General features: G+C 30.0%; 34 protein-coding genes. 1 reads left to right on the forward strand and 33 read right to left on the reverse strand.

What is annotated here, in order from left to right:
- Window positions 1–125: 125 nt before the first annotated feature.
- From J2S15_RS11485 to J2S15_RS11565, 17 genes are all read right to left on the reverse strand, one after another.
- Window positions 126–1,409, reverse strand: a complete 1,284-nt coding sequence (locus J2S15_RS11485) for a 5' nucleotidase, NT5C type (RefSeq protein WP_307408430.1) — start codon at window positions 1,407–1,409, stop codon at window positions 126–128.
- A gap of 82 nt (window positions 1,410–1,491) precedes the next feature.
- Window positions 1,492–2,052 (reverse strand): JAB domain-containing protein, encoded by a 561-nt coding sequence (locus J2S15_RS11490; protein ID WP_307408432.1) that lies wholly within the window; start codon window positions 2,050–2,052, stop codon window positions 1,492–1,494.
- A 100-nt stretch (window positions 2,053–2,152) separates the two neighbouring features.
- Window positions 2,153–2,902 (reverse strand): LPD1 domain-containing protein, encoded by a 750-nt coding sequence (locus J2S15_RS11495; RefSeq protein ID WP_307408434.1) that lies wholly within the window; start codon window positions 2,900–2,902, stop codon window positions 2,153–2,155.
- A 59-nt stretch (window positions 2,903–2,961) separates the two neighbouring features.
- Window positions 2,962–3,801: a hypothetical protein gene (locus tag J2S15_RS11500; RefSeq protein WP_307408436.1), complete on the reverse strand. Its 840-nt coding sequence runs from the start codon at window positions 3,799–3,801 to the stop codon at window positions 2,962–2,964.
- A gap of 61 nt (window positions 3,802–3,862) precedes the next feature.
- Window positions 3,863–4,669 carry a hypothetical protein gene (locus tag J2S15_RS11505; RefSeq protein ID WP_307408438.1) on the reverse strand — a complete coding sequence of 269 codons (807 nt, stop codon included), beginning with the start codon at window positions 4,667–4,669 and terminating at the stop codon, window positions 3,863–3,865.
- Between the two features lie 22 nt (window positions 4,670–4,691).
- On the reverse strand, window positions 4,692–5,636 hold the full coding sequence (locus J2S15_RS11510) for a DNA-methyltransferase (protein ID WP_307408439.1): 945 nt from the start codon (window positions 5,634–5,636) through the stop codon (window positions 4,692–4,694).
- 118 nt (window positions 5,637–5,754) lie between these two features.
- Window positions 5,755–6,863, reverse strand: a protein-coding gene (locus J2S15_RS11515) for an IS3 family transposase (RefSeq protein WP_307408441.1) whose coding sequence is annotated in 2 segments (ribosomal slippage) — window positions 5,755–6,614 and window positions 6,614–6,863 — 1,110 coding nt in all. Because the reading frame shifts where the segments join, the coding sequence is not laid out codon by codon here.
- Window positions 6,864–7,021: 158 nt separating this feature from the next.
- Window positions 7,022–7,345, reverse strand: coding sequence for a hypothetical protein (locus J2S15_RS11520; RefSeq protein ID WP_307408443.1), 324 nt, complete (start codon window positions 7,343–7,345; stop codon window positions 7,022–7,024).
- A gap of 142 nt (window positions 7,346–7,487) precedes the next feature.
- The gene (locus J2S15_RS11525; protein WP_307408445.1) at window positions 7,488–7,934 is read right to left on the reverse strand and encodes a hypothetical protein; all 447 of its coding nucleotides are present in this window, start codon (window positions 7,932–7,934) and stop codon (window positions 7,488–7,490) included.
- On the reverse strand, window positions 7,924–8,709 hold the full coding sequence (locus tag J2S15_RS11530; protein ID WP_307408447.1) for a hypothetical protein: 786 nt from the start codon (window positions 8,707–8,709) through the stop codon (window positions 7,924–7,926). Before J2S15_RS11530 ends, J2S15_RS11525 begins: the two co-directional genes overlap by 11 nt.
- Window positions 8,710–8,720: 11 nt before the next feature.
- Window positions 8,721–9,251 (reverse strand): hypothetical protein, encoded by a 531-nt coding sequence (locus tag J2S15_RS11535; RefSeq protein ID WP_307408449.1) that lies wholly within the window; start codon window positions 9,249–9,251, stop codon window positions 8,721–8,723.
- A 323-nt stretch (window positions 9,252–9,574) separates the two neighbouring features.
- Window positions 9,575–10,207, reverse strand: a complete 633-nt coding sequence (locus tag J2S15_RS11540) for a putative bacteriocin export ABC transporter (protein WP_307408451.1) — start codon at window positions 10,205–10,207, stop codon at window positions 9,575–9,577.
- 4 nt (window positions 10,208–10,211) lie between these two features.
- A complete protein-coding gene (locus J2S15_RS11545; RefSeq protein WP_307408453.1) occupies window positions 10,212–12,386 on the reverse strand; it encodes a bacteriocin-associated integral membrane family protein in 2,175 nt (724 codons plus the stop codon).
- Between the two features lie 74 nt (window positions 12,387–12,460).
- A complete protein-coding gene (locus tag J2S15_RS11550) occupies window positions 12,461–12,811 on the reverse strand; it encodes a hypothetical protein (protein WP_307408455.1) in 351 nt (116 codons plus the stop codon).
- A gap of 60 nt (window positions 12,812–12,871) precedes the next feature.
- The gene (locus J2S15_RS11555; RefSeq protein WP_307408456.1) at window positions 12,872–13,234 is read right to left on the reverse strand and encodes a hypothetical protein; all 363 of its coding nucleotides are present in this window, start codon (window positions 13,232–13,234) and stop codon (window positions 12,872–12,874) included.
- A 639-nt stretch (window positions 13,235–13,873) separates the two neighbouring features.
- Complete coding sequence (locus J2S15_RS11560; RefSeq protein ID WP_307408458.1) at window positions 13,874–14,362, reverse strand: putative periplasmic lipoprotein; 489 nt, start codon at window positions 14,360–14,362, stop codon at window positions 13,874–13,876.
- A 377-nt stretch (window positions 14,363–14,739) separates the two neighbouring features.
- Complete coding sequence (locus J2S15_RS11565) at window positions 14,740–14,967, reverse strand: helix-turn-helix transcriptional regulator (protein WP_307408460.1); 228 nt, start codon at window positions 14,965–14,967, stop codon at window positions 14,740–14,742.
- 69 nt (window positions 14,968–15,036) lie between these two features.
- On the opposite strand from J2S15_RS11565, the gene J2S15_RS11570 reads away from it, so the two are divergent.
- On the forward strand, window positions 15,037–15,717 hold the full coding sequence (locus J2S15_RS11570) for a hypothetical protein (RefSeq protein WP_307408462.1): 681 nt from the start codon (window positions 15,037–15,039) through the stop codon (window positions 15,715–15,717).
- A 249-nt stretch (window positions 15,718–15,966) separates the two neighbouring features.
- Here the strand turns inward: J2S15_RS11570 and J2S15_RS11575 are convergent, their stop codons facing one another.
- The 16 genes from J2S15_RS11575 to J2S15_RS11650 form a co-directional block, all read right to left on the reverse strand.
- Window positions 15,967–16,167 (reverse strand): hypothetical protein, encoded by a 201-nt coding sequence (locus tag J2S15_RS11575; RefSeq protein ID WP_307408464.1) that lies wholly within the window; start codon window positions 16,165–16,167, stop codon window positions 15,967–15,969.
- A 132-nt stretch (window positions 16,168–16,299) separates the two neighbouring features.
- Window positions 16,300–16,548 (reverse strand): hypothetical protein, encoded by a 249-nt coding sequence (locus tag J2S15_RS11580; RefSeq protein WP_307408465.1) that lies wholly within the window; start codon window positions 16,546–16,548, stop codon window positions 16,300–16,302.
- 19 nt (window positions 16,549–16,567) lie between these two features.
- The gene (locus tag J2S15_RS11585; RefSeq protein WP_307408466.1) at window positions 16,568–17,242 is read right to left on the reverse strand and encodes a CPBP family intramembrane glutamic endopeptidase; all 675 of its coding nucleotides are present in this window, start codon (window positions 17,240–17,242) and stop codon (window positions 16,568–16,570) included.
- On the reverse strand, window positions 17,211–17,840 hold the full coding sequence (locus J2S15_RS11590) for a hypothetical protein (RefSeq protein ID WP_307408467.1): 630 nt from the start codon (window positions 17,838–17,840) through the stop codon (window positions 17,211–17,213). Before J2S15_RS11590 ends, J2S15_RS11585 begins: the two co-directional genes overlap by 32 nt.
- Before the next feature lie 82 nt (window positions 17,841–17,922).
- Window positions 17,923–18,705, reverse strand: coding sequence for a ParB/RepB/Spo0J family partition protein (locus J2S15_RS11595; RefSeq protein ID WP_307408468.1), 783 nt, complete (start codon window positions 18,703–18,705; stop codon window positions 17,923–17,925).
- A gap of 1 nt (window position 18,706) precedes the next feature.
- On the reverse strand, window positions 18,707–19,123 hold the full coding sequence (locus tag J2S15_RS11600) for a hypothetical protein (RefSeq protein ID WP_307408469.1): 417 nt from the start codon (window positions 19,121–19,123) through the stop codon (window positions 18,707–18,709).
- 11 nt (window positions 19,124–19,134) lie between these two features.
- A complete protein-coding gene (locus tag J2S15_RS11605) occupies window positions 19,135–20,022 on the reverse strand; it encodes a ParA family protein (protein WP_307408470.1) in 888 nt (295 codons plus the stop codon).
- A gap of 22 nt (window positions 20,023–20,044) precedes the next feature.
- Window positions 20,045–20,410, reverse strand: a complete 366-nt coding sequence (locus tag J2S15_RS11610) for a hypothetical protein (protein WP_307408471.1) — start codon at window positions 20,408–20,410, stop codon at window positions 20,045–20,047.
- 10 nt (window positions 20,411–20,420) lie between these two features.
- Complete coding sequence (locus tag J2S15_RS11615; protein WP_307408472.1) at window positions 20,421–21,173, reverse strand: hypothetical protein; 753 nt, start codon at window positions 21,171–21,173, stop codon at window positions 20,421–20,423.
- Between the two features lie 55 nt (window positions 21,174–21,228).
- Entirely contained in the window at window positions 21,229–21,741 is a 513-nt protein-coding gene (locus J2S15_RS11620) for a hypothetical protein (RefSeq protein ID WP_307408473.1), read from the reverse strand.
- Window positions 21,742–21,755: 14 nt separating this feature from the next.
- Entirely contained in the window at window positions 21,756–22,535 is a 780-nt protein-coding gene (locus tag J2S15_RS11625) for a hypothetical protein (RefSeq protein WP_307408474.1), read from the reverse strand.
- A 4-nt stretch (window positions 22,536–22,539) separates the two neighbouring features.
- The gene (locus tag J2S15_RS11630; RefSeq protein WP_307408475.1) at window positions 22,540–23,040 is read right to left on the reverse strand and encodes an ArpU family phage packaging/lysis transcriptional regulator; all 501 of its coding nucleotides are present in this window, start codon (window positions 23,038–23,040) and stop codon (window positions 22,540–22,542) included.
- Window positions 23,041–23,074: 34 nt separating this feature from the next.
- The gene (locus J2S15_RS11635) at window positions 23,075–24,277 is read right to left on the reverse strand and encodes a hypothetical protein (RefSeq protein ID WP_307408477.1); all 1,203 of its coding nucleotides are present in this window, start codon (window positions 24,275–24,277) and stop codon (window positions 23,075–23,077) included.
- Window positions 24,278–24,470: 193 nt separating this feature from the next.
- The gene (locus J2S15_RS11640) at window positions 24,471–25,298 is read right to left on the reverse strand and encodes a hypothetical protein (RefSeq protein WP_307408479.1); all 828 of its coding nucleotides are present in this window, start codon (window positions 25,296–25,298) and stop codon (window positions 24,471–24,473) included.
- Window positions 25,299–25,340: 42 nt separating this feature from the next.
- Window positions 25,341–25,598: a hypothetical protein gene (locus J2S15_RS11645; protein ID WP_307408480.1), complete on the reverse strand. Its 258-nt coding sequence runs from the start codon at window positions 25,596–25,598 to the stop codon at window positions 25,341–25,343.
- Complete coding sequence (locus J2S15_RS11650) at window positions 25,588–26,028, reverse strand: hypothetical protein (RefSeq protein ID WP_307408482.1); 441 nt, start codon at window positions 26,026–26,028, stop codon at window positions 25,588–25,590. The genes J2S15_RS11645 and J2S15_RS11650 overlap by 11 nt, the downstream gene beginning before the upstream one ends.
- Window positions 26,029–26,220 lie beyond the last annotated feature (192 nt).

Genomic DNA, 26,220 nt, shown 5'->3' on the forward strand with positions numbered 1-26,220 from the left:
TTTGCCAGACGCTTCGCACTTTTTTCCACAGAACTCAACTATCTACCTATTTCATTGGTTCATTTTAGGTTTTCCAGTTTAATTGTGCTAAATATTTTTTTTTATACTTTTTTAGTAAAATACAACTAATTCTCCATTTGTTGTTCATCCATATCAAAACCTTGGTCTTCTTTGAAAGTAGTATTCTCTTCTAGGTATTGATTAACTTCATCTCTTTGAAGACCAAATTTTCTCTCAATTAATCGTCTTTTATTTTTATATTGATTTAGATTCACATCTACTATTTTTTGTTGTTTAAGAACTGATTGTTCAATAACACTTAATTTATCACTCGTGTAAAGATTCTCCAGATTTCTTGAACTTTCTTGATATCCTCTATACATTCCAGATAACTCTTTCAACTCTTCACCCATAGTTTTTTCAAAGATGATTTCATTCATTTCTTTTGCCAAACAATTACTTTCTCTTGATAATAGTAATCCCTCCCATGTCCCTCTGTTATGGTTGATTCCGTTTTTAATCTTTATTGCTGTTCCACCAGCAGATTGCCATTCATACAAGTTTTGATTGTAATCATCAATTAGGATATCAGAATCTCTAAGACCTAACCTTTCATTCATTATGACTGATTTCAATTCACCATCCTTAACAAATATTCTTTTATCTTCTTCAATCTCTGGTAAATATTTATCCAACCATTCATTCTTTTCGATTAATGAATACTTGCTATCTGGTAAATACTTAGATAATATAAAAAATTCAATATTCTCGTTTTTGTTTAATTCTTTTATTGCATCAACTACATTTGTATACGGTTTAAGAGAACCAAAGTAATCTTTCTCGTATAATTGCTCCAACACTTCAACATTGTTCCATTCAGCTAACGTTCCATCCATATCAACGAAAACTCTACGATTCGGTGCAATCTTCTCTTTAATCATGTCTAATAATCCATATTTGACATACAATTCGTTTAATAACTCAACTTCACCATTTTCTAGGTCATGGATAAGATTATTCATTTCCTCTATTTCTTTTTTATATTCCTGTATCTGATTTTCAATTTCTTCTGATGGTGTCCACGGATCTTCATCAGAGTGTTTTAAATGCTCTATACAAAGTTCGTAATACTCTTTGTTTTCTTTATGATCATTTAATGTTTCTTTCAACGAATAATAAGGACCAGCTTCATCACCTTCTATTTCTATAGAGGGTGGTATACTATCATATCTAATTTCACTTGTTTGAGTTTTATCAGTATAATGTCTTTGATGAAAACAAACGACTTCCCCTTTTTTATATTCTTTACTACACCCCTCTGAATAACTACCCAATTCTGGATACTGAACATCCACTAGCTTATTATGCACTCCTTTTATAATACAATCTTCTAGTATTAATAAATTCATTTTTTCTCCTATCTAAAAATCCGGCAATTTGCCGGATTTTGTTTCATTGTTATTTTTGTATATTACTTTTCTTTATGATTTTCTATAAACCTAGTTCTTCTTCAATATTTTTATTCTCCATATCTTCTATTTTATTTATGATATCAATTGAATCTTCATAGCTAATATTATCATTTTCAAACAACTCACCTAATTCATAATTAAACGGATCCTCTCGCATGCTATAGTAATGATCTTTACCATGCGTGCAAATTATATGGTCTAGTGGTTTTATATTTAGTAACTTATACGCATTCGCAAGAACTTTTGTAACCTCTTTATCCATTGGCGATGGTTCTAAATCACCACTAGGGTGATTGTGTACAAATATTACTGAAGCTGCATTACTTAATACCGAAGACTTTAATATTTCTCTGGGATGTGCTATAGATTGATTAATTGTTCCGATATGGCATATATTGACATTAATTGGTTTTCCTTTATTTGTTAAATTAATGACAGCAAACACTTCTCGATCATATTGCCCCAATTCGCCCAAAACTAACGAAAGAACATCTCTCGGATTCTTTAATACCTTTTCACTTTTAAGAGTAAAGTCATTTACCAATTTTACTTTTACAAATTCTACCGATTTAGTTTTCATCTTTAGGCTCCTCAAATTCAATTACTAAGACTTCATTACTCTTCAATCCATTTAACTTATTTTCAATATTTTCTATTTTAATTTCTTCCATATTTTTCTCCTATAATAGTGATAATTGACTATTCTCTAATTTATCTCTCTCTTGCCATCCCTCATTACCCTCCAATTGTTGTAGGATTTCTTTTTCCCTGAGGATCTCAAACAAGTGTTCGAATTGTTCGTTGATCCTTTCTCTTTCTTCACCGACAGGATAAGCTTCTAATCCATCTTCAATCTTTGCTGAATTTGCATGCCCACACAAATAATCAGACTTTCCGTCTAGCTCATCATATATATAACAAGCAAATGCACGTGCAAACAACTCTTCATTAGAGGACCAATATCCATGATCAGTTTTAGAATATTCCTTGTCAAATAGTTTTGAATTTGCATAAAAATTTGTTTCTTCATATCTGTCAACATATTTCAAACTGTCAATTAATGAATTAAACACATTTGGTACTTTATGACAATTTAATTCGTTTGATGCAAAAGAGTTACATCCGAATGCCTCGCCTAATAAATCATCAAGTGCATGTGCCCATTCATGTGCAAGGCTTCCAGCACCTTTCATCTTAGTTAAGTTAATTACTCTTCTAAGCGGTTCATAATGTGCCAATGCATTCCCTCGCCCTCTAGAACCAAACGCAATAGATAAACTATCATTAATTGATAAAGATATAGGATTAATTTTAATTGCTCTGGAAAGGTCTAATAATGCCTCAAAAGCATAGTTAAGTGAATACTGCCTATCACTGTTATTAAGCCAGTTACCAAACTCTCCTCCTTTAAATCCAAAAACCTTTAACAAGTCATTTCCAGTGATATCAATTCCGTTTCTATAATCTGGTCCCTCTCTTTTTATATTACTTAATTGTTCTGGTACAAATGATTTTTTTCCAACTCGTTTTTTTTTTCAACTTTATCTTTTATGTGTCTATCAAGAATGCTTTGTTTTGCTTCTTCATAGCTGGAATGGTTGTTAGAAACTAAAGAGTGATTTTTCAAAATAAAATAAGTATCATCTTTCCATTGGTCAATCGAAGCAAGATCATCTTTTGGATATACAAATGTTGTGCCATATCTTGTTCTTTGAAATAAACGAGGTTGGTCAACACTACCTTTATCAAACTGATAATGTCCACTGCCATATTTGCATATATTATAATCGGATAAGACTTTTTCCTCATCCGTGTAGCAAAATTGATATTTTTTTATTTTGTTATCAATTGCGAAAAAAGAAGTAACCTGTGATTGCTTAACTAATTTATTATCAATCACCGCCAAAGCATTCTCTTTAACCGACAGTCTTCTTGAACCATCAATAGCTTCTAAGAATCGTGGCTTGATAATAGTCTTAAAATAATCAGTTACTTCTTCTTCTGATTTAAGCGCTAGTGTCGTATCTCTTATTTCCTTAATAGTATCAATATAACTTTTCTCGACCATGTTTCTATCTGTAACACCTCTTACCAATGGCTTTGTTGGTATTGCATCTCTCATCATCTTCATGAAATACACAACTCTTTTCGACAATCCTTCTTCCACCATTTTTTTATAATCAGGCTTAATCCAAATGTTTTGCTTTTTTATATACATATCTTTTTCTCGATCATTCATTTCCAAAACATCTGAAATACCCAGTCCTCTATGCTTCCATAAATCCTTTTTTGCTCCACCTATCTTTTTTCCAAAATCTTCTATTGCCATAATTTACCTCCAGTAAAAAATCCGGCAAATTGCCGGATTCTTTGTTTGTTCGATATGCTTCTTATAATTCCATCCCGTTTTCACTTAACACATGATCAACAGTTTCTTTAATTTCTGTATCTAGATTAATAAGTTTATAAAATGACTCTTCAGTAACAGCTTCTTTTATAACGCCAATATCAATATAATCAAAAGCAGATATAAAACGCTCTCTATAAATATCATTATATAGTTGATAGTAAGTGTTATATTCTTTAGGAGGGTATCCAATAAGATCCTCTTTATCAGGATATAATATTAATTTGCCATCATCAGTTACACATTCATGATCTTCCAAGCAAAACTCTACTATCCTTTGGTAGTCTGATTCTTTTAGAAATTCGATATAGTTTTCATCTCTAAACATGCAATATGCTAATTGAAGCTTACTGTCTACAAATTGTCCTCTATCATCGCTTCTAAGACAAACAGAAAACGGACTAGAGTAAAGTGGAAAAGGACCTTCTTTGATATCACATTGAGGATACTGTTCTCTCAAAAAATCAATATCTAGTTCACTCTCCAATTGCTCACTCTTCTCGTCTAAACTCTTTTTATATTTCTCGATATTTTTCACTTGTTCTGCTTGTTGTTCTAGTATCTTGTTCAGCAACGAATTAGTGTTGCTCATTTTTTTTAAATGAACGTCTGCTTCTTGATTTGGTTTGAATGAGATAAAATCACCGATTTTATACGTACTTCTTTTTAATGAATGGGTAGACTCAATTAAAAAACCTTCATTCATATTATAGTCAAACAGTGCATCGTTCAATATTCTCCGCAAATATTCATACTCTTTTAAATGTTCATTAAATTGTTTTTTATTCATCATATTTCTTCCTTTCACTTTTTTATAATTCATGGTCATGTGCTATATTAATTCGGTCAAGTTCATTAAAATTATCTAAAGAACTCTGAATATACTTTAGCGCATCCTTTGAATCACTTTCAAAACTATTTCCATCTCTTTTGTTGCAAAACACGACTGTATCTTCATCTTTGACTTCTGTGTAATATAAACCAGCATACTCGCAATCCTCTTCAACACATTTATTCCAAGCTTTAAAGATATCATTTACACTTTTTATATTTTCTATACAATCAATGAAGTTTACATTAGGATAATCTTCTATCATTATGGAATAATTTCTCATAAACATTTCATAATCACTTTCAATCACGATTGCATTTCTACTTTTATTAAGTGCAGCTTTACCAGTGTTGAGACTTCCTCCAAATTGATCTAAAATAGTTTCATTTTCCTTGGTAACAAACTCTATCAACTCCTCAATAAGCTCAACAGGCTTTTCAGCTTGGTGAATTCTTTCGTTCTTTATTGGTGCTTTATGTTCAAACTCAGCTGGAAGCATTCCATTTGTTCCAGACATAAAATGTTCTTTAGTAGGGTCTTGCTTATCTTTTTTCACATCTCTTCTAAGCGATCTAGCTTTCCCTTTAGACATAAATAAAATATCTTCAGTCATTTTTTGCTTTCTTCCAACATTGTGTTTGATACCTTTATTCCAAGGAACTTTAGAATAATACTCAAAGCCCACTTGTTTTGCCATTTCTTTCATATTAAAAAGATAATTGTAATTATCTGCATTTTCTTCTGGTATAAATTCAATCATGAAACCACCAGGTTTTAATACACGAATTTTTTCTTCAAAATCTGATACTTCATAATTAAAACATTCATATTCAGATGTGAAATTTCTATTTCCGCCCTTATGTGATTTCTCAATTAAATATAGATGATCCGTTATAATCGCATCAATACTATTGCTTTCAATCATTGATAAATCTCTACCATTTCCATTAATCAGTAAGCAATTGTTATTATCTTTTTGTACTCTATATACACCCTTAGATATTCTTTGAAACTGGAATGGCAACACTATAATGGACAAAATTTTAAAGGAGAGAAACGCTAAATTCCTTTGGACTTTTATACCCAAGAGAACTGTGTAAACGAATGTTATTAAACCAATGTACATACGCTGCAAATTCAAGTCTTAATTCATCCAATGATGCAAAACTTCTACGCTTCACAAATTCTGTCTTTATGATTTTAAAATGTGCTTCTGCTACAGCATTATCATAAGGACAACCACGGTTACTTAGGGAGCGTATGATATGGTTGTTCTTTATCAGTTCATCAATTAAATAATTATCAAATTCGCTTCCTCTATCACTATGGAAGAACTGGATATCTCGTAAAGATCCTTTCACATTTTCAAACGCTTTCATTACAAGTAGTGCATCCTTATGTTCTCCACAGCTATATCCAATTAGCTCTCGGTTATGTAAATCTAAGAGGACACAAATATAATTCCATTTATGGTTTACTCGTACATAGGTCAAATCACTTACAATAACTTCTCTTTTTTCTCTTTCGTCAAATTCTCGGTTTATTAGATTTTGTGTTGAAGCTGTATTAACTAAACTTTTCGTTGGTTTGTATGGTTTCTTTGTATATGCGGATATTAAACCATTTTGACGCATAATGCGTGCAATTCTTCGTCTGGAAGTACAAATCCCTTCCCGTAATAAAACAGCTCTTATTTTACGTGCTCCATACACACTTTGATTCTCATGAAAAATCTTCACAACCATATCGTTAAGTTCATCTACCTTCACTTGTGTTTCTTTATGAGCATAATAGGAACTTCTAGAGATATTTAAGCGTTTACACATTGCTGATATGGCATATCGATATGCATTTTCTCTTATCACTTTTACTTTCGTCCCATGATCAGCGCTGCTTGCTTTAAAATATCATTTTCCATTTTCAATTGTTTATTTTCTTTTTCCAGTAGTTTCAATTGCTTTTGGTATTCACTCTGATTATCCTTCGCTTTAAATGAACCAGACTGATTATAATTCTTTACCCATTTGTAGAGGGTTGATGCAGTTAGTTTGTATTCTTGAATAAGTTCCCCAGATGGTTTTCCTGCATTATATAATTCCACCATTTGTTTTTTGAAATCCTCACTATATTCGGTTTTTGGTCTTCTTGTCATCTTTGTTTCCTCCTACTATTTCTTTACTATATCAACTCCTTATCTTTTTTGTCCATTTTATTGTAGCCTATCCACTTTTAATTTATCTACATTTTGATCCATGTTTAACATGTCGTTGCTATTTTCAATATTATTCATATTTTTCCTTCCTATCTAAACTATATTAGTTCATTAAAATTTTCAGTTTGTGAGTCTAATTTATGAGACAATTCATCATCTATGAAATCAAAAAGAAGATGTATATACTCTTTTTCGATTATATTCACTAGATATGAAGTGTATCGTCCTATATGCATATCAAACTGTGTTCCGTTTTTCTTCAGATTGTCCAAATAGTCATAAACTTGTGACCACAAATCGCTGTGTTTAGGTTCACCTTCTCTTGGTTTGACTGTTTTCAAAAATATTTGAAGTTTTTCTTTTCCATCTAGAGGTAAAGCTTCATATAAATCTACAAAATCTTTTGAGTTAAATTCTTCCATATGTTTCTCCTATCTAAAAATCCGGCAATTTGCAGGATTTTATTTTATTACTATAATTCTAGAATATTCTCATTACATTCTTCACTTGTTAAAGACTTATCAATAAACACTTTATTAATACCTTTTATTATTTAGAGCACCGTTAGTAAAACTCACCTAACTCATCCATTGTCATATCTTCTTCTTGAATATTATCGTCAATAGATTGATTATGAAGTTTATTTGCAACTTCTGTATACTCTTTTTGTTGTTGAACCCTAGTTGCTACTATATCAATATAGTTATCTAGATCAGCTGGGGTAATTGGTTTATTGTAACCAAACATTTTTATGGATAATTCCATGCTGTTTGTGGTTCTAATTTCCATTTGCTTTAAAACTGTTTGTGCCAATCCCCATCCCGATACACCATTTTCTCTTAACCGTTGCATTTGGTTGGTATTTATCCATCTCATATCCCCAAATATTGAGATGGCATCAGGATGCGTACCAATAATTCGTATTAAATTTTGTAATACTTCTTTTGTTGGCATCTTCTTTCTATTCTTTTTCAATTCTCTAAGTTGACTTGCTGCTTCGCTATAGTTCATTTTGAATATCCTCCTTATTTATTTCACCAAATTCTTTCTCTGGGTTTAAAAATTCATCTATCATATCAAATAGTTTGTCTTTATACATTTTCTTAGCTTGTTCTTCATTTAATACATTACCTATGGTAGTAACATGATTAATCCATGTAATTGTTAGTTGCTTTAAATCCATATCATAAGAATAGTCTATTTTATCTTCCAACTGAGACACCAGATCTTGGTATTCTAAGTATTCTTTATAATCATCTTGATGGAAGCAAAGCTTATCTAGTTGCGAAATTCTATCTGGTATAATTTCTAAGAATAATCCATCTGGATAACTATCAATATCTGCCATTTCAACATTATCTTCATCTTCTTCAAGTATTAATGATAATTCATATAAATCTTCTTCATGGACATTCATATCTGTTAGATCATCAAATGGATAAGTTTTATTTGTAAATTGATTGTTTTCTATTACATCTAAGACTAAACTATCTGCAATACTTTTTAACCGATAATATCTGTCAAGCACTTCGGTTAATATCGGTTTACTCATAATCTCCTTTGAATATTCATGAATTTGCTCTAATTGTTTTAATGATATAAGACTAGTATCAATGACAAATGAATCAATAAACTTAAACAGCCCTTTGTTTCTCCAACGATTGCCTTCAGTATCGCTTCCATATATAATGCCATTCTTCTCAACTACGTTTAATTCAATTTTATGTTGTGCAGCTACTTTTTCAATTGTATCAAACACATTCTCATAACAAGTTCCAAAACTCATTGTTTCACCTCCTAAAATAATTCCATTTGGTTAGTAACTTCGTTATTATCCATAAATTCTCTATATTTTTCATAACATTGATCAATTTCGCTAAATGGGTCAACAATTAAAATACGCCTGATGTTCACTATATTTCTTTCCTCTATATATTTAGGTAAATTCCATGCTTCATGAGTTAAATAATGATATAGATAATGAACTGCTTCACCATCTAATGCTTCTCTTGTATCAAGCATTTCGAGCAATTTAGAATTACTATAAATTGTTTCACATAGTCTTATTCCTTCTTCTAAAATCTCATCAGCTTTCACATTTAGTTCGTAATCTACTTCTGGTGGTATTTCTTTTCTCATAAACTCATCAGAGTAATTTGAATCTTGGTTTAGTATTAAACTTTTAAATGCACTAATTTGCGTTCTAATAAGATTTAGGTTTGTTCCATCACTATGAATTCTATCAGTTGATCCATGTTCCATAATATAATCATGTTGCTCATATCTTTCCTGTAACATTTCTATAAGTTCCTCTAAATTTCGCTTCATCTCGAACCACCTTTCTAATCACTATAAGCAAAAAAGCAACAGATTTTATATCTATTGCTTTTTGTTTATAAGTGAAGGAGGAGCGGAAGTATCTTCATTACTTCCACAATACCATATTAGCACAGGTTCAGTTTCAAAAATACAGACATTTTTTCCATACTTTTGTAATTATGTTGTTTTTTTATAAAGAAACGATCTCTACGAACATAAATAATTTACAATTATCTGCATCTACAAACCTTTTTGTAGAAGGATATCTACCAGATGAATCGTTATACAATCTAAAATGTTCTTCAACAATTTAAACACTAGAACAATTTGCTTTAATCTAGATTTATAACATGATTACACAATGATGCAATCTGAGTATCATGCGTGACAATTATTATCGTCTTTTTCATTTTTTTCAAAAGTAGTAGAAGATCAAAAATTTGCTTTTTATTGTAATCGTCTAGATTTCCTGTAGGTTCATCAGCTAATATTAACTTAGATGGTTTCAAGATTGTACGTGCAAATGCTACTCTTTGTTGTTCTCCTCCACTCAATGTATGAATCTTTGTATTTAAGTCCTTATCAATTCCAACTGTTTTTAATATTTCTTTAATTTTATTTATTTTTTCTTCGCGAGATTCATTAGTATAATAGAGTGAAAGAAGAAGATTATCTTTTATATTTTCATCTTCAATTAATGCATAATTCTGAAATAAATAACTAATATTATTTCTTATGTAAACCCGTCTACTTGAATAACTCATTTCCGAAATGTTTTCATCATCAATTATCACTGAACCTTCATATTTTGTATCTAATAACCCAATTATATTAAGTAACGTACTTTTACCACTGCCACTCTTTCCTACTATAGCCACCATCTCTCCATTATCAATATTTAAATTGAATTTATTCAAGACAACAATATTATCATATTTTTTATTAATATTTTTTATTTCAATCATTTTACTACTCTCCTTTCAATAATGTTGCAACCTTATCTAATCTTATATATCGAATCGCAATCATCAAAATGATTTGTTCATAAATAAACATCCCTAACACCACTGCTATAAACACTATATTTATGATAGATGTAACAAATATATTTATCGCAATAAATATACCTACAGACATTGCTAATAACTTTAGGTTATAAATAAATATTGATTTAAATATATCTTTATTTTTAAATCCTAAAAATGTCATTACTAACATTCTTCGTTTACTCTTCTCTATAAAGAGTGAATCTATTTCAAACGTCATTACAGAATAAATTGCAAAAATCAATATTAATACGATACTTTCTACATATAGAATCATTTCAGTATTTGATGATTTTAAGCCTGCCACTTCTCCTATTGTTGTAAAACTGTCTATTGTTAATATTTTATCAATGTTTGCCTCTTTTAGTATAGGAAGTATCCTATCATATGTTGCTTCTTTTCCTATTGATGCATCGATTTTGAGTCCCGTCTCTTCACCAACACCAGCTGTACTTATCCCATACATATCATCTATATAATTAACTGGATAATCACTATAAATGACTCTAATAATTGGTTCCTTTAATATAAATTTTGAATCTACTGCTGTTGATCCTGAATTACTTGTTGAAAGTGTTGGTAATTTTGTAGCTTCATACGTGTATAAATCAAAGTTTGATTTAACATCTGGATACTCTGCTTGCTCATTCAGATAAAACTCTTTAAAAGCATCATAATATTCAACATATTCCTTTGGAAATAAAAATCTTTCAAATTCTTCTTCGTTAAATGTCACTAGTTTATCTTTTGAATCATATATAGTTATATTATTCATATTTAAATAATTAACGTTTACACTAATAATTGGGAAGTATTCTCCTTGTTCAATTGCAGCATTAGTGTATTCTATGTCTTCCGGAGCCGTTATAATATATTGTGCTGACTCAATGTATTGAGTATCTAATTCAGTCTTTTGTAACTCCTTGTATAGCTCATTTAGCGCTGTATGATCTTGATCATTATATTGTTCATTTGACATGTTTATATGAGTGAAGTAACCATAATTTGCATATCTTTGTGTATTATCAACAATATCTTGATGCTCCACAAATTGACTAGTTGTAGAAAATGCAACAAGTGCTGTCAATATAAATAATACATTTAAAATCAATTTTCCATATGTTCCAACTTTTGTTAAAAAATCAATAATAGATTTACTTTTTAACAAATCTACCATACTATACAAATGATTAATTACAATAACACTAACAAGGGTCAAAATGCAAAAAATAGAAATTATAATTAAACATAATATAGCAATTGAAATTAAAATTGATAATGTTATATTTGGTATTAAAAAATTAGTAAGTACTAAAAGTACTAATGCAAGAAGCAAATAAAATGGAAGCTCTTTTTTTATAAATAGAAATGCAATCCTCTTATCGCTTATCCCTAACAACTGCATAATTGATATTTTTTTTGCTTTATTGTACACATAAAAAAGTTCAATCACTATATATATCATGAAAGTAATAAGAAACACTATAATTCCAATTTGTAGAATAGAAGTTTCATGAAAGTCCATCATGCCTGTTTCTGTAAGAATCAAATCATCACCAAATATTACCTTTGAGTCATCCATGAAATCATTTAAGTTGGTTTCATTAGAATAATAAACCAAATAATCTGCATATAAATATCGGTTATTATCAATAAGTTTATCTATAGTATAAATATTAAAATGATCATTGTTCAAAAAGTCGCTTAACTCGTATTTTGCATTTTTCCCATTTTCTGTGCTTGCTAAATCATTCTTTTTATCATTATTATTGATTGTATATTTGAGATTTAGTCGGTTTAATATATCCTCAAGACTAGATGATGATATATATATATTATTAACCCAAATCCCACTAGTATATTGAACTTCATTTTTAAGAAGAATAACCTGATTATTCTCTGCCATCTCAAATAATTTTGTAAAGTCATCTTTAGTATAATCTTCGCTGAATTTAATATCAATAACTTCATAATCCATATTTTCTATAGAATAGTATTTTTTTTCTTCAACTGCATCATGATAAAATATAGATAAACCTATCGAAAAAACAAATATAAATAAAACCATTATCTTTTTAGCATTTCTTAATAATTTCATAATACCTCCCATTTAAAATAGAGTACAGAATTTATGAATCTATACTCTATTAGACTCTATTAAAAGATTATTCTTTATTTGTAATCAAATCTAACGAATACGCTTCCTCCCCATGGACCAACATCTTGAACACTAGCTACTTTACTTGAAGATGCATACCACGCACTAGTTGTACCTTCTGTCCCCAGTCTTGCATATACTCTTTTCTGATTCCCATAACCAGTAAGTTTAGCATATAGATAATCCCCATTGAGATTCCACGATGTATTCCACCAAGCCTGTAAATTTTTATTATTGCCAATGTACGACTCTCCCGATTTATTGGTAGACTGTAAGAAACCAGTAGCTGCGGATACAGATGATATCATCCCAAACATGATTATTAATGCTAATCCTGCACTTAATACTTTTTTTATTTTTTTCATGATTAATCTCCTTATTTTAATTTAATGTATAATCGTATAATAGCTTTAGCATTGTAAGAGTTATTTCCATTCAAATTTCACCCAGTAAGAACCACCCCATGGACCTAAATCTTTTGTATAAGCATTCCATGATGTAGCACTAACCCAAGAACCAACTGTTCCTTCTGAACCCAATTTAGCAGTAACTCTTTTTTGGTTTCCATATCCTTGTAGTCTTCCATCCATCATATCTCCATCAAATTGCCATGTTTTACTCCAGACAGCTTTGAGATTTTTGCTATCTCCTATTGTTGCTGATCCACTTGAAGTATATCTCATAATACTCCCTGAACCAGCGCTTACAGAAAATGAAGTAGCATTAAACACACATGCTAGAACAAATACAAGAAGTGCATATTTTCTTATAAGCTTTTTTATTTTCATTTGGTTTCTCCTTTCTCAATCCCTATTCGATTGTTAAAATTACATTACCATATAAATAAAGATAATTATTATTTTTGGTATAATCGGCAGGTGAAAAAGGATAATTGGTAGTGCTATGGAATTTTCGGTTTGTTTACTGGAATAATCGGAGGTTGTGCACTACAACTTTTTATTTTCTGCGCGCACTTGTTTTTTCAATACACTTGAACTTTAAAGTCTATAATTACAATTGTTTTCATGATAAAAAAAGAAGACACTATCAATTAGCGCTTCTTTTGCAAATAATTTAATACTTTCTGATTATTATATAGTCAGTTCTCTACTTAAATCCGGCAAATTCCCGGATTTATTTATAATGTCTAAATCTCATAAGTAAATCTCTACTTGTCTTTCTAGCCATTCCAACATTATTTGGTTTCATCGTACTCCAATCTCTGATTCTTCCTTAATATAAAGCATATGTCTCCAAATAAAAACTACCTGGTCTTCAAACATTCTAATAGATGGAATTTATGAATAAAAAATATATTTTCTAATTTCTTTCTTTTTTCATTATTTATTGTAAAAAATATCTATTTAAGTTTTCTCTTTCTGCTTATATCTTGGTAACATATGTACATAATTTCCTTTAAGATCAAATCAATCATATTTTTCCTTGCAAGTCATGCTATAGTATGATTCAAGATATTCAGCATACTCCTTTACTGTTAATTTATTATCGTCCTTGTCATACTCATTTATTAGTTGATTATCATAAAGATCACTCAAAGATACCTTTTCATAATCAATTTTTGTTTCAACGAGTAGTTTTTCTTTGTTAATTGTTTCTGATATTTCCAAACCATCTATTTGCTTTAGATTGTAATTCATATTTCCTGTTTCAATCATTTTTTCTAATCCATCAATTTCTTCATCTGAAAATGTCGTTAATGAACTTGTAACAACTTGTTTACTTTTGGTTACATATCCCTTTTCATCAAAGCTTATTGTGACCTTATTAGAGTTGTTATCATCATTTAAACTACATACTATACTAGTTGGAATTTTAGCTTTTTCCTCTTCTTTATTCTCTTCACTACATGCTACCAATAACATAACGGCTATAATTACAATTATTCTTTTTTTCATTTTGATCTCCTTTTTTGGTTTTCTATTAAATTTTGTTATAACGATTTTGTATCTGTGTATAACCCTATCTTCCTACAGATACAATTTGGGATGCTCATCCTATTTATTTACACCAGGACATCCTTTTTCTTTTGCCACCGAAGTGATACTATGCAAAAGAAGGATTTGGATTAAATTGAGGATATGTGAATGTATTTTAGTAACACAGACTTAGAAACCTTCAAACATATATAAATTCAAGTAAAAAACCTTCCTTGTCTGATGTGTATCTTCTAATTCCACATAATTAATTATGTCTAAGTATTTCTAATTTTTATGTTTTTTCATAATTTTCTATTTTCAATTTCAATATAATTCCTAAATTATCGAGTATTTGATTAGCCTTCGTGTTTATAATTTTTCTCCATATCTTTGTGTACAAAATCATCAATGCTAACTTCAAAAAAATCACATAATTTTGCAATTGTTCTTATACTTGGTGCATTTCTTTCGCCTGATTCTATTTTTCGTATAACACTTTCATTTATGCCAATTAATTTTCCTAATTGGTTTCTAGTTAATGAGTCATTCTTTCGCAACCATTTTAAATTGTTTTTAATATACATACAAAACTTTGTCCTTTCTATGTTACAATGTTTACAGTTTACGCCTATAAGGGCGAAAGGAGAGCATTAATGACATTTGAAGAAAATATTATTTTCTTTCTTTTAACCGCTTTATTTGGTGGCTTGATATCCAATTATATTTCTCATAAACTAAAGAAACACTTTGAATTATCCGATTCAATGAGAACAATAGAGGAAAAGCGGTTGGAAATATACAAAAAATTATACTTATTAACTAAAGATCATTATGGAAATTATATTACTGCAACTAAGGTTGATGATAGTCTAATTGAATTTTGTACAAATATTAAAAATACTGAGAACAGTGATTTTCTATATTTATCAACAAAATGTATTAAAGCCCTTAATGAATTTCAAAAACAATATCCTAATCGGGGTGCTAATGAATCCAAATTCCAATCTATTCGTAGCGATTTAGTATATATTATCGAGTATGATTTTAATATAATCAAAGAAAAATTAGGCTATTCAAATAGTATTAAAGAAAAGAGAAATTTGCATATAGCCATCACTTGTACCTGTTTATGTATTTTATGGATTATTTATGCAGTATTTCAGAGACAAACTAATCCTAATGTTATACCAAAAGATTCATGGAAAATTATATCAATAACTACTCAAATTGCAGTAGTTATCGGCTCTCTTTCTTTCCTTTATGTCATTAACCATAAATCATTATTATGGGAGAGAAAAATTAAACCTTCTGAGCGAAATAAGCAGAAACAATAATAATAAAAACGAGATAGACTACAACTTTAATTGGTTTTATTTCACCACCAAAAACCATTGTTATCATATAAAAAGCAAAAATAAATATTATACTGAATATTATATATTGTATAAAATGCTTTTTTAATTCATTCAGTATTCGCTGTAGTGTATCTTTTTTCATTTTGTTCTCCTAACTTTCTGGGTATAATTACCTTATATCAGACTAAGATTTCCTTTGAGTCTGATATAATCTTTTCATGAGGATGTTCAACTCTCTCCCAAGCGTTCTGAACATCCTTTTACATTAGTACTGCATTCTCTCTTATCTAGTTGTTCAAGAATATCAACATCATTTATATCTACTTCATATGTAACGTATGAATAATAAGGTGCTTCAGCTGAAAGCGATAAAATAGTATTCTCAAGCACCTCAGCTTCAGCAGTAACAATATCACCTTGGTAAAACACTGTTACAAAACGATCATTACCCTCCCATTGGACATCATGCTTAAATCTAATATTTATTTTTTTTGATTTTCATATAAGACCGGATTGATCCTCTTTTCTTCTGTCAAATCATTTATATCTAGAACATTGATTTTATAATCTAAAGTTCTTAATGATCGATCTATTGTATTTTTTCAATTCTTTCTTTTGCTTTCGTGGTAAATTTTTATGCTTATCTAACCTATTTATTAATACATACTTCCTTTCAAAATTGTTTGGCACTTTTATGAAATCAAAAATATCGCTATTCATGATGTCGCTTGGTACCTTTACAAAATCAAGAATAGATTTTATTTCACTGTATACTGCTGAATTCATTAATTTTATTTGTTTATTTTTCATGCTAACTCCTTTTTATAACCTATAAAAATAAAGCCACAATATTGCACAAAACATGTACAGATACAGGATAAAGCATATTATTACTATATTTATAAAGTGAAAATGTAAATATACTGAAAGTAAAGTAATATATATAATCACATATGAAATCAAAGCCAAGTTTAAGATTTATTATTTCATTTGATGTATGTAACATAGCAAATGCTATAGATAACAATATAATTAATATCGCTTGCTTCATTTTGGTACTTTTTAGAATTTTACTCTTATCGAAGATAAGATGTTTAAATATAATTTCTTCAATAATAGGTACAAACAACACGATTGCTATTTTACTAATCAATCCAGTTGTTTCAATACTATGAATTATCATATCTTGATTTGAATTGATTCCTTCAGTACCGAATGTTGCTTTTAGAAAACTCAGAAAGATTCCTATAAAAAGTGTTATTAAAGCTACTGCACCTACCAGATAAGATTGTCTATTCAACTCTTCTAATTTAAGAAAAAACGGTTGAAAGATTCCTCTCATCTCATATATACACCAGATACTCAACACTATCGTTAATATTGCCATTAAATACTCTGAATACATTTCTGGAAATATTGCTGTTATCATTGGTAATACTATTAGATAAAGCGATGATATCCGCAATAAATCATTATTCCATAACTTCTTCACTGTCAGTTTCATTATTATCCTCCTTATTTTTAAGTTTTCTCCTCTTAGCCTTTGCAAACTCTGTAATAAATAAACCAAATTGTCCCATTTTCTTATTAAACCACCATAGCCAAATACCAACACCTATAATTACCGTTATCGAAACTAACAGTATTAATACGAATACAAGAATAATTTGAATCACTTCATTATCTAATTCAACCATTTGTGAAAGTATCATTATAATTACAATTATTGATATTAATATTGAGAAGAGAGCAGCAAATATTTTTGCCACTGACTTTGCTTTTTTTTCATCTGCACTATGTGATTGCGTTTTTTCAGACTGATGATCTTTAACAAACTCTATTTGGTCCTTAATTGTTTTATTAAAATACAACGTTTTATTATTTATTGTTAATATCTCATCATCATTCTCTTTGTATAGAATATTGAAATTACCTGGCAGTATTCTTACTTCTTTTTCTTCACCTTGATCATTCATCAAAATAATAACAATGAAATTCATTTTTACTTCAACACCACACAAGGTATGAATGTTTAAAATATGTTCTAATCCTTGAACCGTACGTATATCCAAATACCTATTGTCATTTTTACTCTTTAACATTCTCCTTATAGCAAAAACTATAGCGAGCGCTGTAAGAATAAACGCAACAAATAGTACTATACTCCAGATACTATTCACCCAATCACACCCTCTCTTCTTTAATGTTTAACAGATCCATAATTCTTGCTAGGTCATCATCATTCATAAATTTGATTTTCACTTCATTTTTTGTAACAATCGTTTTCGTCTGGAGTCTTTCCATGAATAGTTTTTCTGAAAACGTTTGCCACCTTTCTTTTTCTGGTTTGCTTTTTTTAGGCTTTACTACATCGTTCCATTCTTTTTTACCTTGTATAATCTGAACAAAGTCTCCAGCACGTTTTTGACCAATTCCAAGCCGTTGCGCTATCCAATCACGTGTTTCACCCTTTGGTTTTCTTCCATCTTCTTTTAGGTCTAGATACATTCTATAATATGTACAAACTCGTTTATAGATTCTCTCATCAGATAATTTTCTATGCTCATTAAATGAATGAATTAAAAGTTCTTCATCAAGTTCACTTTTAGGTTTGTCTACTATATATCCCCTAATTGTGGTCCATCCTAGGAACATACACGATCTGGTTCTTCCTTCTCCACTGATAAGCATATAATTATCATCTAATTCATAAACTACTATTGGATCTGTTAATCCTTGTTCGTCAATATTAGCTGCTCTTTCTTGAATTTCCTCATCAGTATCATCAAAGATATTCTTTGGATTAAAGAGTATCTTCGAGATATTTAAATCCATTATTTGATTTTTTCCTGCTAATGGTTGATTATGATTTGTATTCTGTTTTGTTACGCTCATTAATTCATCAACGCCAGAAGATGTAATATCAGCTAATTCGATTGAGGATAAGCTATTTTTATTTTCTTTCATGCTAATTCTCCTTTCGTCCATCGCTATTATATTGAACCAATTCTTGTATTGTAAAACATAAGAATTCAATTGCCTTGTTGTGTTGCCTATAGGCAGATGTAATATGAATTCCTTCATCATTTATCCCATTCTCTAGTTTAGGCAATGATATTCCTCTAAAATAGCAATAATATATCGTTCTTTTTTGACTCGGACCAAGCTGATCTACTGCTCTGACAAGTTTCCTTACTAAATCATCATAAGGAGTCGAGAATTTCACAATTAAGTGATCACTGAACTTATAGTCGAGATTTACTTCGCTGTCTTGATAGTCCTCTAATTCATAGGCATATAACTCTGTGAACAAACTCCGTGATAACTCGAGTACTTTTTTTATATTCTTTTTTGTTTCATCCTTGTTAATAAACGGGCAAATCATATACTCCCTCCTCATTCTACTTTGATGGACCCAGCAATACCTTCGTCTCTACAAAATTCATCTACAAAACTTTGGTATCTTTGTTCCACTTTTGTATTCATATTGTTCTCAAGCAAAATCTTGTTTTCTAAACTACAGTTTGCTAATGGTTTCGCTTGATAATTGATTTCAGTTTCATATACAAAATCTGGTATATTTGTTCTAAACAATTCTGTTATAAATTTTTCTGAATTATTTCTATTAACCATTGTAAATAAAACTTTAAACTCAAAATTAAGATTGTTATTCTTCTCAAGTGCTAGCATATTCTTAATTGTTGCCATAAACCCTTTAATTGAACCTCTATCAACCTTCACTGGAATGATATTTAAATTACTTGCCACTAGATTATTTGTAACGATATAGCCCTGCAAAGGCTTGTTATCAATTATTACGTAGTCATATTTCCCTTCGGGTATATATGTCAGAGCTTCCTTCATTCTATGAATTGGCGATCTGGTAACATCTGCCATCAGTCTTTGTGCTACACTTGCTTCAGTTGACCTAATTGTTGCTGGTAATACATCAATACGTTCGTATTCAGTGGAAATAATTGCGTCATTAATTTTCTCAGGATTACATAAGACATCTCCATAATCGAGTTTTATCTGTGATGGAATTAAACATTTATTTAATGCATTAAAGAAACTAGAATTTTTAATTTCTTCTTCTATATTATCTATTTCCTTTTCAGATATTATGGTTCCTTCTTTCAAAACTATAGAAGAACTATCTCCTTGCTCATCTCCTTCAATAAGTAGAATATTTTTACCAATCACACTTAACCCATATGCTAAATTTGTTGCTATTGTTCCTTTACCAATTCCACCCTTTTGATTTGTTATGTTAATTACTTTCATATTAATTAGTTCCTTTCATTTTTTATGATTTTAACTTACTGGTGTCAGTCGACTCAGTTTCATCATCTTTTATTTCAACATCTTCATTTTCTTCTGGTATAGGATCATCTCCAAATGCATTCATAATATCTTTCATTTCTGTTTTGAAATATTTGCTTGTTGCTTGCGTAAATGCTGATGCAACTCGTTCTAAGTTATCACCCTCGTCAGCAAATGTTTTTACAAGATAATCAAATAATACATACAGATGAGGTAAATACACATCACCATCCATGACCATCCTCACTCCATTATTTTTTTCAATACTTACATGTATACATCCTTTTTCTTGTGGGTTAAGTTTCTTTACCAGAACACCGGGGAAAGGTGATTTATTATTCTTTGCCATATTTTCTCCTTTAATAATTTTCTATAATTATTTCTTGTATATCAAATGATTCATCGTTGTAAATTGGTTCATCAAGTTGCTTTATAGAAATAATGGATCCAATTTGAATATTCTCTTTGTCTAAAACATTTAACGAAAGACTTGCCTCAGCATAATTCCATGCATTTTCATCAATTGGGAGTGGCTGTAAGAGCAACCGATAATAGTCATTATCATCATCAAACTCTATCATCAATACCTTACAAGAATTATTAAGGAATGATTCATATTCATCATCCAGATCCTCATCTTCTTCATTTGCGTTGGATAACTCTATTTCTAACATGAGTTTCTCATGTCTAAGTTCTCTAAATTTCCCACAAACCACTGCAACAGCGCCTGCAATTGCTATATACGCTAAAATAATAAGTATCACTGACATCTGTGAATAATCAAATAGATCATTGTAGCCGTATAATAGCATTGGTAAGCACACTGCAACACTTGCCATAACATAAATAATAATCCCTATGACAAACGCTTTAATAAATTCATTTATACTTTTTTCTTCATAAGAATAAATGATAATTCCAATAATTATAATTATTAGCAGCACAAGCTGCGCAATACCTACTAACACTCCTACAAAACTTCCAAAGTAGGAAAGCCTATATGAGTAGAATGAGTTCATATTTTCTAAATACGTTAATGCATCTGCTAATCCTGTCGGAAAAAATAATTTTCCACTAAATATTAAATCTAAAAAATAACTAATAAAATCCATGTTATACCTCCATTTTGTAATTTATATATTTATTCATTTGTTATCTAATTAAAAATTAAACAATCCATCTAAATTCTAAGTTTTGATTTCTTTTGTTGTATCCTAAACTTATTTGTGGTGTTGATAAGAAAAATATTTCTTCTATGCTATTAGCTTCAATAATTTCCATGAGGAAATCAAAATTATTTTGATCTTTACAATAATATTGAAAATCATCGAAGACTATCCTATTGTATTTTTCCAAGTTCTTTCTGTCTAAATCTTCTGTGATAACCTTAAACAACAAATCACTATCTAACAGTTGTAGTTGTGATAGTTGAACGACATTTGCATTCTTGATATCTTGATAATCATCCTTCATTGCATACACCAACGTTTTATTATCTCTGATGTTTTCAATTGTTAATTTCATTTTTCTTGTTTTTCCTGATGCAGTAGTCCCCCATATATTGGTTATAATGAAGTACTGCTCTTGATCAGAATATACAAAGAATTGTCTTGCACCAGTACTTGGTTTTCTTGTATAAACCGTATCTACTAAAACCGTTTCTATACTATTTATTCTCATTTTAGATGTCCTCTCTAATCAAAGCCATTTTGTTCTTTATCGGTTACGGTACCTTCTGGTACGTAAAGAACTCTATTTACTTGAGTGTCTTCCACTTTAAAATCATAAAACAATGCTTGGTATCTTTTACTCGATGTTTCTGTAGAAGATATAAAATAGTAGTAATCTGTATCGCTTTCAATAATCGGAAAATCAAAGTCAATAGATCTTCTATTAATAACACCTTCAGCATTTTTTTCGTAATATATAAACTTGTTATCAGTTGTTATAGTAAAATCGTGATATAGCATACTACCTGATCCATATCCTGATACACTACTATCATTGCTTGTTCCATATATTTGTATTTTTTCATCTGGTGTAGCGTTTACTGTTTCTTGTGAAAATCCAGTAAATCCCAAAATCATCATTAGAGCCGAAACTATTGTAAAAATTCTATTTGCTCTCCAGTATTTCTTTGCAACATTATTAAAATCTATATTTTTCTTTAGTCGTGGTAGTGAAGAGTAAAATCTCAAAATCCAATATGTTAACGCTTCTCCAATAATCATCAAAAATAGTAAAAACTCACCTTTTATAGCTATGAGAATACTTATGAAAATTAATGCTACAAATGAAATAGTAAATCCAATTTTTACTTCTTTCTTATTGAGACGTTCGATTTTATCTTCGTTCTTCTCAATGAACCAATAAAACTTACTATAAACTGCTAAATAAAACATAATAAAGAACAGATATAGAATTGGATATATCGATAGAAGCAATAGTTTGTTACTTACAAGAAAATCAGCCATTATATCACTTCCTCCCTATTTCCCTTACTCGAATTTTATCTGGTAATAGTAATGCAAGATGTAAAAACGCACCACTTCTGAGTTTAAAGAACTTACTTTTTTTGACATCTAGATAATTCATAATATCCTGATCCTTCTCACAGACTATATATTTGGCAATAATCACATGCCTTTCTGTTTTTGGTAACTGATAAATACATTCAAGAACCTCTTTTAACCATTTTTCTTCTTTAACAGACAAATCAATTGCTTTTATTAATCGTTTCTCATAAGCAGTAGAATCTCCATTACCTGTAAATCGAATAATCGAGTTACTTGATGACATTTTGGTTGTCACATCATCATCCAGCGAGTTTGAATTTATAATGACCTTTTCATACATGCCATCGTCCGAACTTAATACGGTATAATCAAACCTAAAAGTTGAAAATGTTGGAAATATATAGTCGTTAAATAAATTCTCAACCTCTTTTGTTGTTCCTTTTATATCAATCTCATACTTCATGCTATTCCTCCTTCACTATCCTTGTATACATTTGTCATCCATCAACTGATAACTGAACAGCGCTTATATCTTCAAAAAACATCTTAATCAGTAAATGAATATTTTCTTCTAATTCATCAACTCTCTGGTAACAATGTTGAATCTTTCTCACATTGCCTTCATTATCGTGAAACTCCTCTTTTTTAAATCGCGATCGAAACTTCTCAAATATGCTTTCAATCTGCTTATATGCCTTGGTCTTCTCAACACCCATGTATCTCCATTCTGAACTATTCCATAACGTTAGCTGATCGTGCTGTCGTTGTATTGTAAAATCTTTAGGTTTCTCTTTAAACTTCAAATATTCTTTTTCACGCTTTAACAACCAATTTGTAGTGTATTCAATTGTTTGCTTTGCATAGTTAATTGAACTTAACCTTCGTCTGATCAACGGATGATAAGATTTTTTACACTGACGCTTATGAAGTACTTTTCCTGTACCTGCCTTTTTGGAAAAGATTCTTTTCAATGAATTGATTAATTTATTTTTCAAATCATTAATGAATATATCCCAACAGCTGGTACCATCCTTTCTCATTCCATATCGAAACACTCTAACGCATGTAGAAAATTTTCTCTCATTAGGTATCAGCTTTCCATTCTTATCTTTTTGAATATCTCCTTTTTTTCGTTTGAGCACTTTGAATTCTTCAGGACAATCTGATTTTGGAAACGATCCTGTTCTGGAATCTATCCAAACATCCTTTTGATAATATTTATAATTTGATTTACCAAGAAACTCTCTTTCTATAATTGTGATCAAAGCATAATTTGCTTTACCTATTGTTATTTCTTGCACTGTATATGGAAGATTAACTTTAATTCCTATCAGTTGTTTCACATACTCCTTCAAAAAGGATATTCTTTTATTCCTTGAACTAACAATTCCTTTTGGATAAAGAATCTTCAGTTGAACTGCATACCTTGCATTTCTTCCAGTGTATTTATAGTTATCCACAAATTGATCATATTCTTTTAAAAATCTTTCCTTTGGGATTGAAAACGAATATATAATAAAATCATTTACCCGGTTGTAATATTCAAAAAATTCATCTCTATGAAGAACATCATATTTGACATATACATTATTGTGAAAAGGATCTTCAGCAATAATATCTATCTCTTTAAATATTTCTAATTGATGATAATTATTACCATTCAAAGTCTGTTCTAAAAACAATTCATATGTTAACTGCATTCATACCTCCCTGCGGTTGCTTATATATACGCATCATCGTCACCGACATGCTTTATTTTTTTGTTTTTCTCATATTTTTTGATTTTAAAGGCTATTTTAAGGTGTTTTAAGAGGTTTTGTTAACTGGTCACCGAGTTGCAGTTAATCTCTTTAAGTAGCCCTGTGAGAGCCTTGATACCCCTCAACTACGTTTCTAAGTATTGCTTCCTTCTAGTTCTTTTCGAAATCTGAAATAACGCTTTCCATTTTCTTTTTTGCTTTCACACCATGATGTGTTCCAACCTTCCTGTAATGTCTTCATAACGCTGGGTCTAGGACTTGCATAATGTGTTTCGCAATGTTCTAATATATCATCGACAGTCACCCATCCATCGCTCGCGGACCATATTCGCTTTCTGCTCATATATTCTTTGATGCGGTTCATTGTTTCGGAATAGGCGGAAACCTTCTCCTCGTCGCCTCCAGACACGCCTCCAATGTTTTTATGGCTATGTGGCTGTATCTTTTTTCTAATGTTGTAAGCATCTGGCGAGAATGTCTCTCTCATTGGATGGTACTTTCTTCTCATTCTTTCTCTTTTAGGAATTCGATTAAATCGTGGCTTAATAACAACAGTTACAAATCTTTCCTGATTTTCTTCATATCCATACTTCTTAGAATCTATGCACTTTTTATCAACTTCAAGTAAGCCTATTCCATATCTATCAAAATACAGTTTTCTTAATAATTCTGTTGGATCATACTTATATCCCCATCTTTCTCGTTTAGGGATTGCTATGTAAACATAATCAGCATATTGTAATGCTCTTAGAGCTTGATCCATAACTTTAAAAGTTATAGATGTTTTCATTTCAACAATTATATTTATTTCATTAGCTGCTAACCCTACAACATCAAAGTTTATAATCTCTCCATAAACTGCTTCGCAATCGACTTTTTTTATTAGAAACTGTTTAACAGCTTCAAACATTTGCTTTTCTTTCATATATTTCTTGCCTTCCAAAATATTATTTACAAGCATACAAGTGTATCTAAAAATCTTATATGCCAGATAATTGATTCATCATATTTTCTTTTCTATAAAGTATATGCAATATGGAATAATCAATAGAGGTAATGTAAATTCTAATATCGTTCCCAATAGTGGACCAAATGCTGATAATAATTTATCAATATTCATATATAGTGTTGGTAAAAACCTAATGTAAATAATTAACACAACAATATCAAAGAGCCACCAAACATATCTCAATCGGTTTAATAATCTTAATTTCTTCCATTTTCCTATCTTCTGTTGCTTATTTATGAGATTACTTTTCATTACGCCTCTTCTCTTCTTTCTGTATCATTTCAAAGAAATCTTCTATGAAACAATATGATCGGATTTTCATAAGATTCCCTTTAGCATCTTCAAAGATGCAATATAGTTCTGCTAACGATCCTGTTAAATTTGTATACTTTAACACATCACCCTTTTCTACATAAACTACAGATCCATCTGTTATTGACTCAAAGTTTAAAACTCCTGCCCATCCCCACACTTTTGATTTATATAATCTACCTCGAATTCTCATAAATGGCTCTTGAGAATAGTCACATTGCCATTCATCCGTTTCTAACTTTACTTTTACCTGATGAAATAACTGTGCAATCTTGCTGTTCTCATAACTATCCCAACAGGTATCGCACAATCCACTTTCCTTAAGCAAGTCTTTATGTTCTTTCATTGCATTCTCTAATAATTTTTTCATAGATCTATTCCCTTTCGGTTTTTTATTTAAATTGCCTTAACTTCATGTAAGAACCAAAATAGGATCAGAAGCGAAATCACAATTAATATAAGTATTAATTTTGGATTATTTAGGTTTCTATCCACCCATTTAGTTAACTTTGATGGCTCACTGCTTTTATCCTTGATTTTTTTCTGGCTTACATAGATAAGA

The organism is Breznakia pachnodae (assembly GCF_030814225.1).
GTDB classification, from domain to species: Bacteria; Bacillota_I; Bacilli_A; order Erysipelotrichales; family Erysipelotrichaceae; genus Breznakia; species Breznakia pachnodae.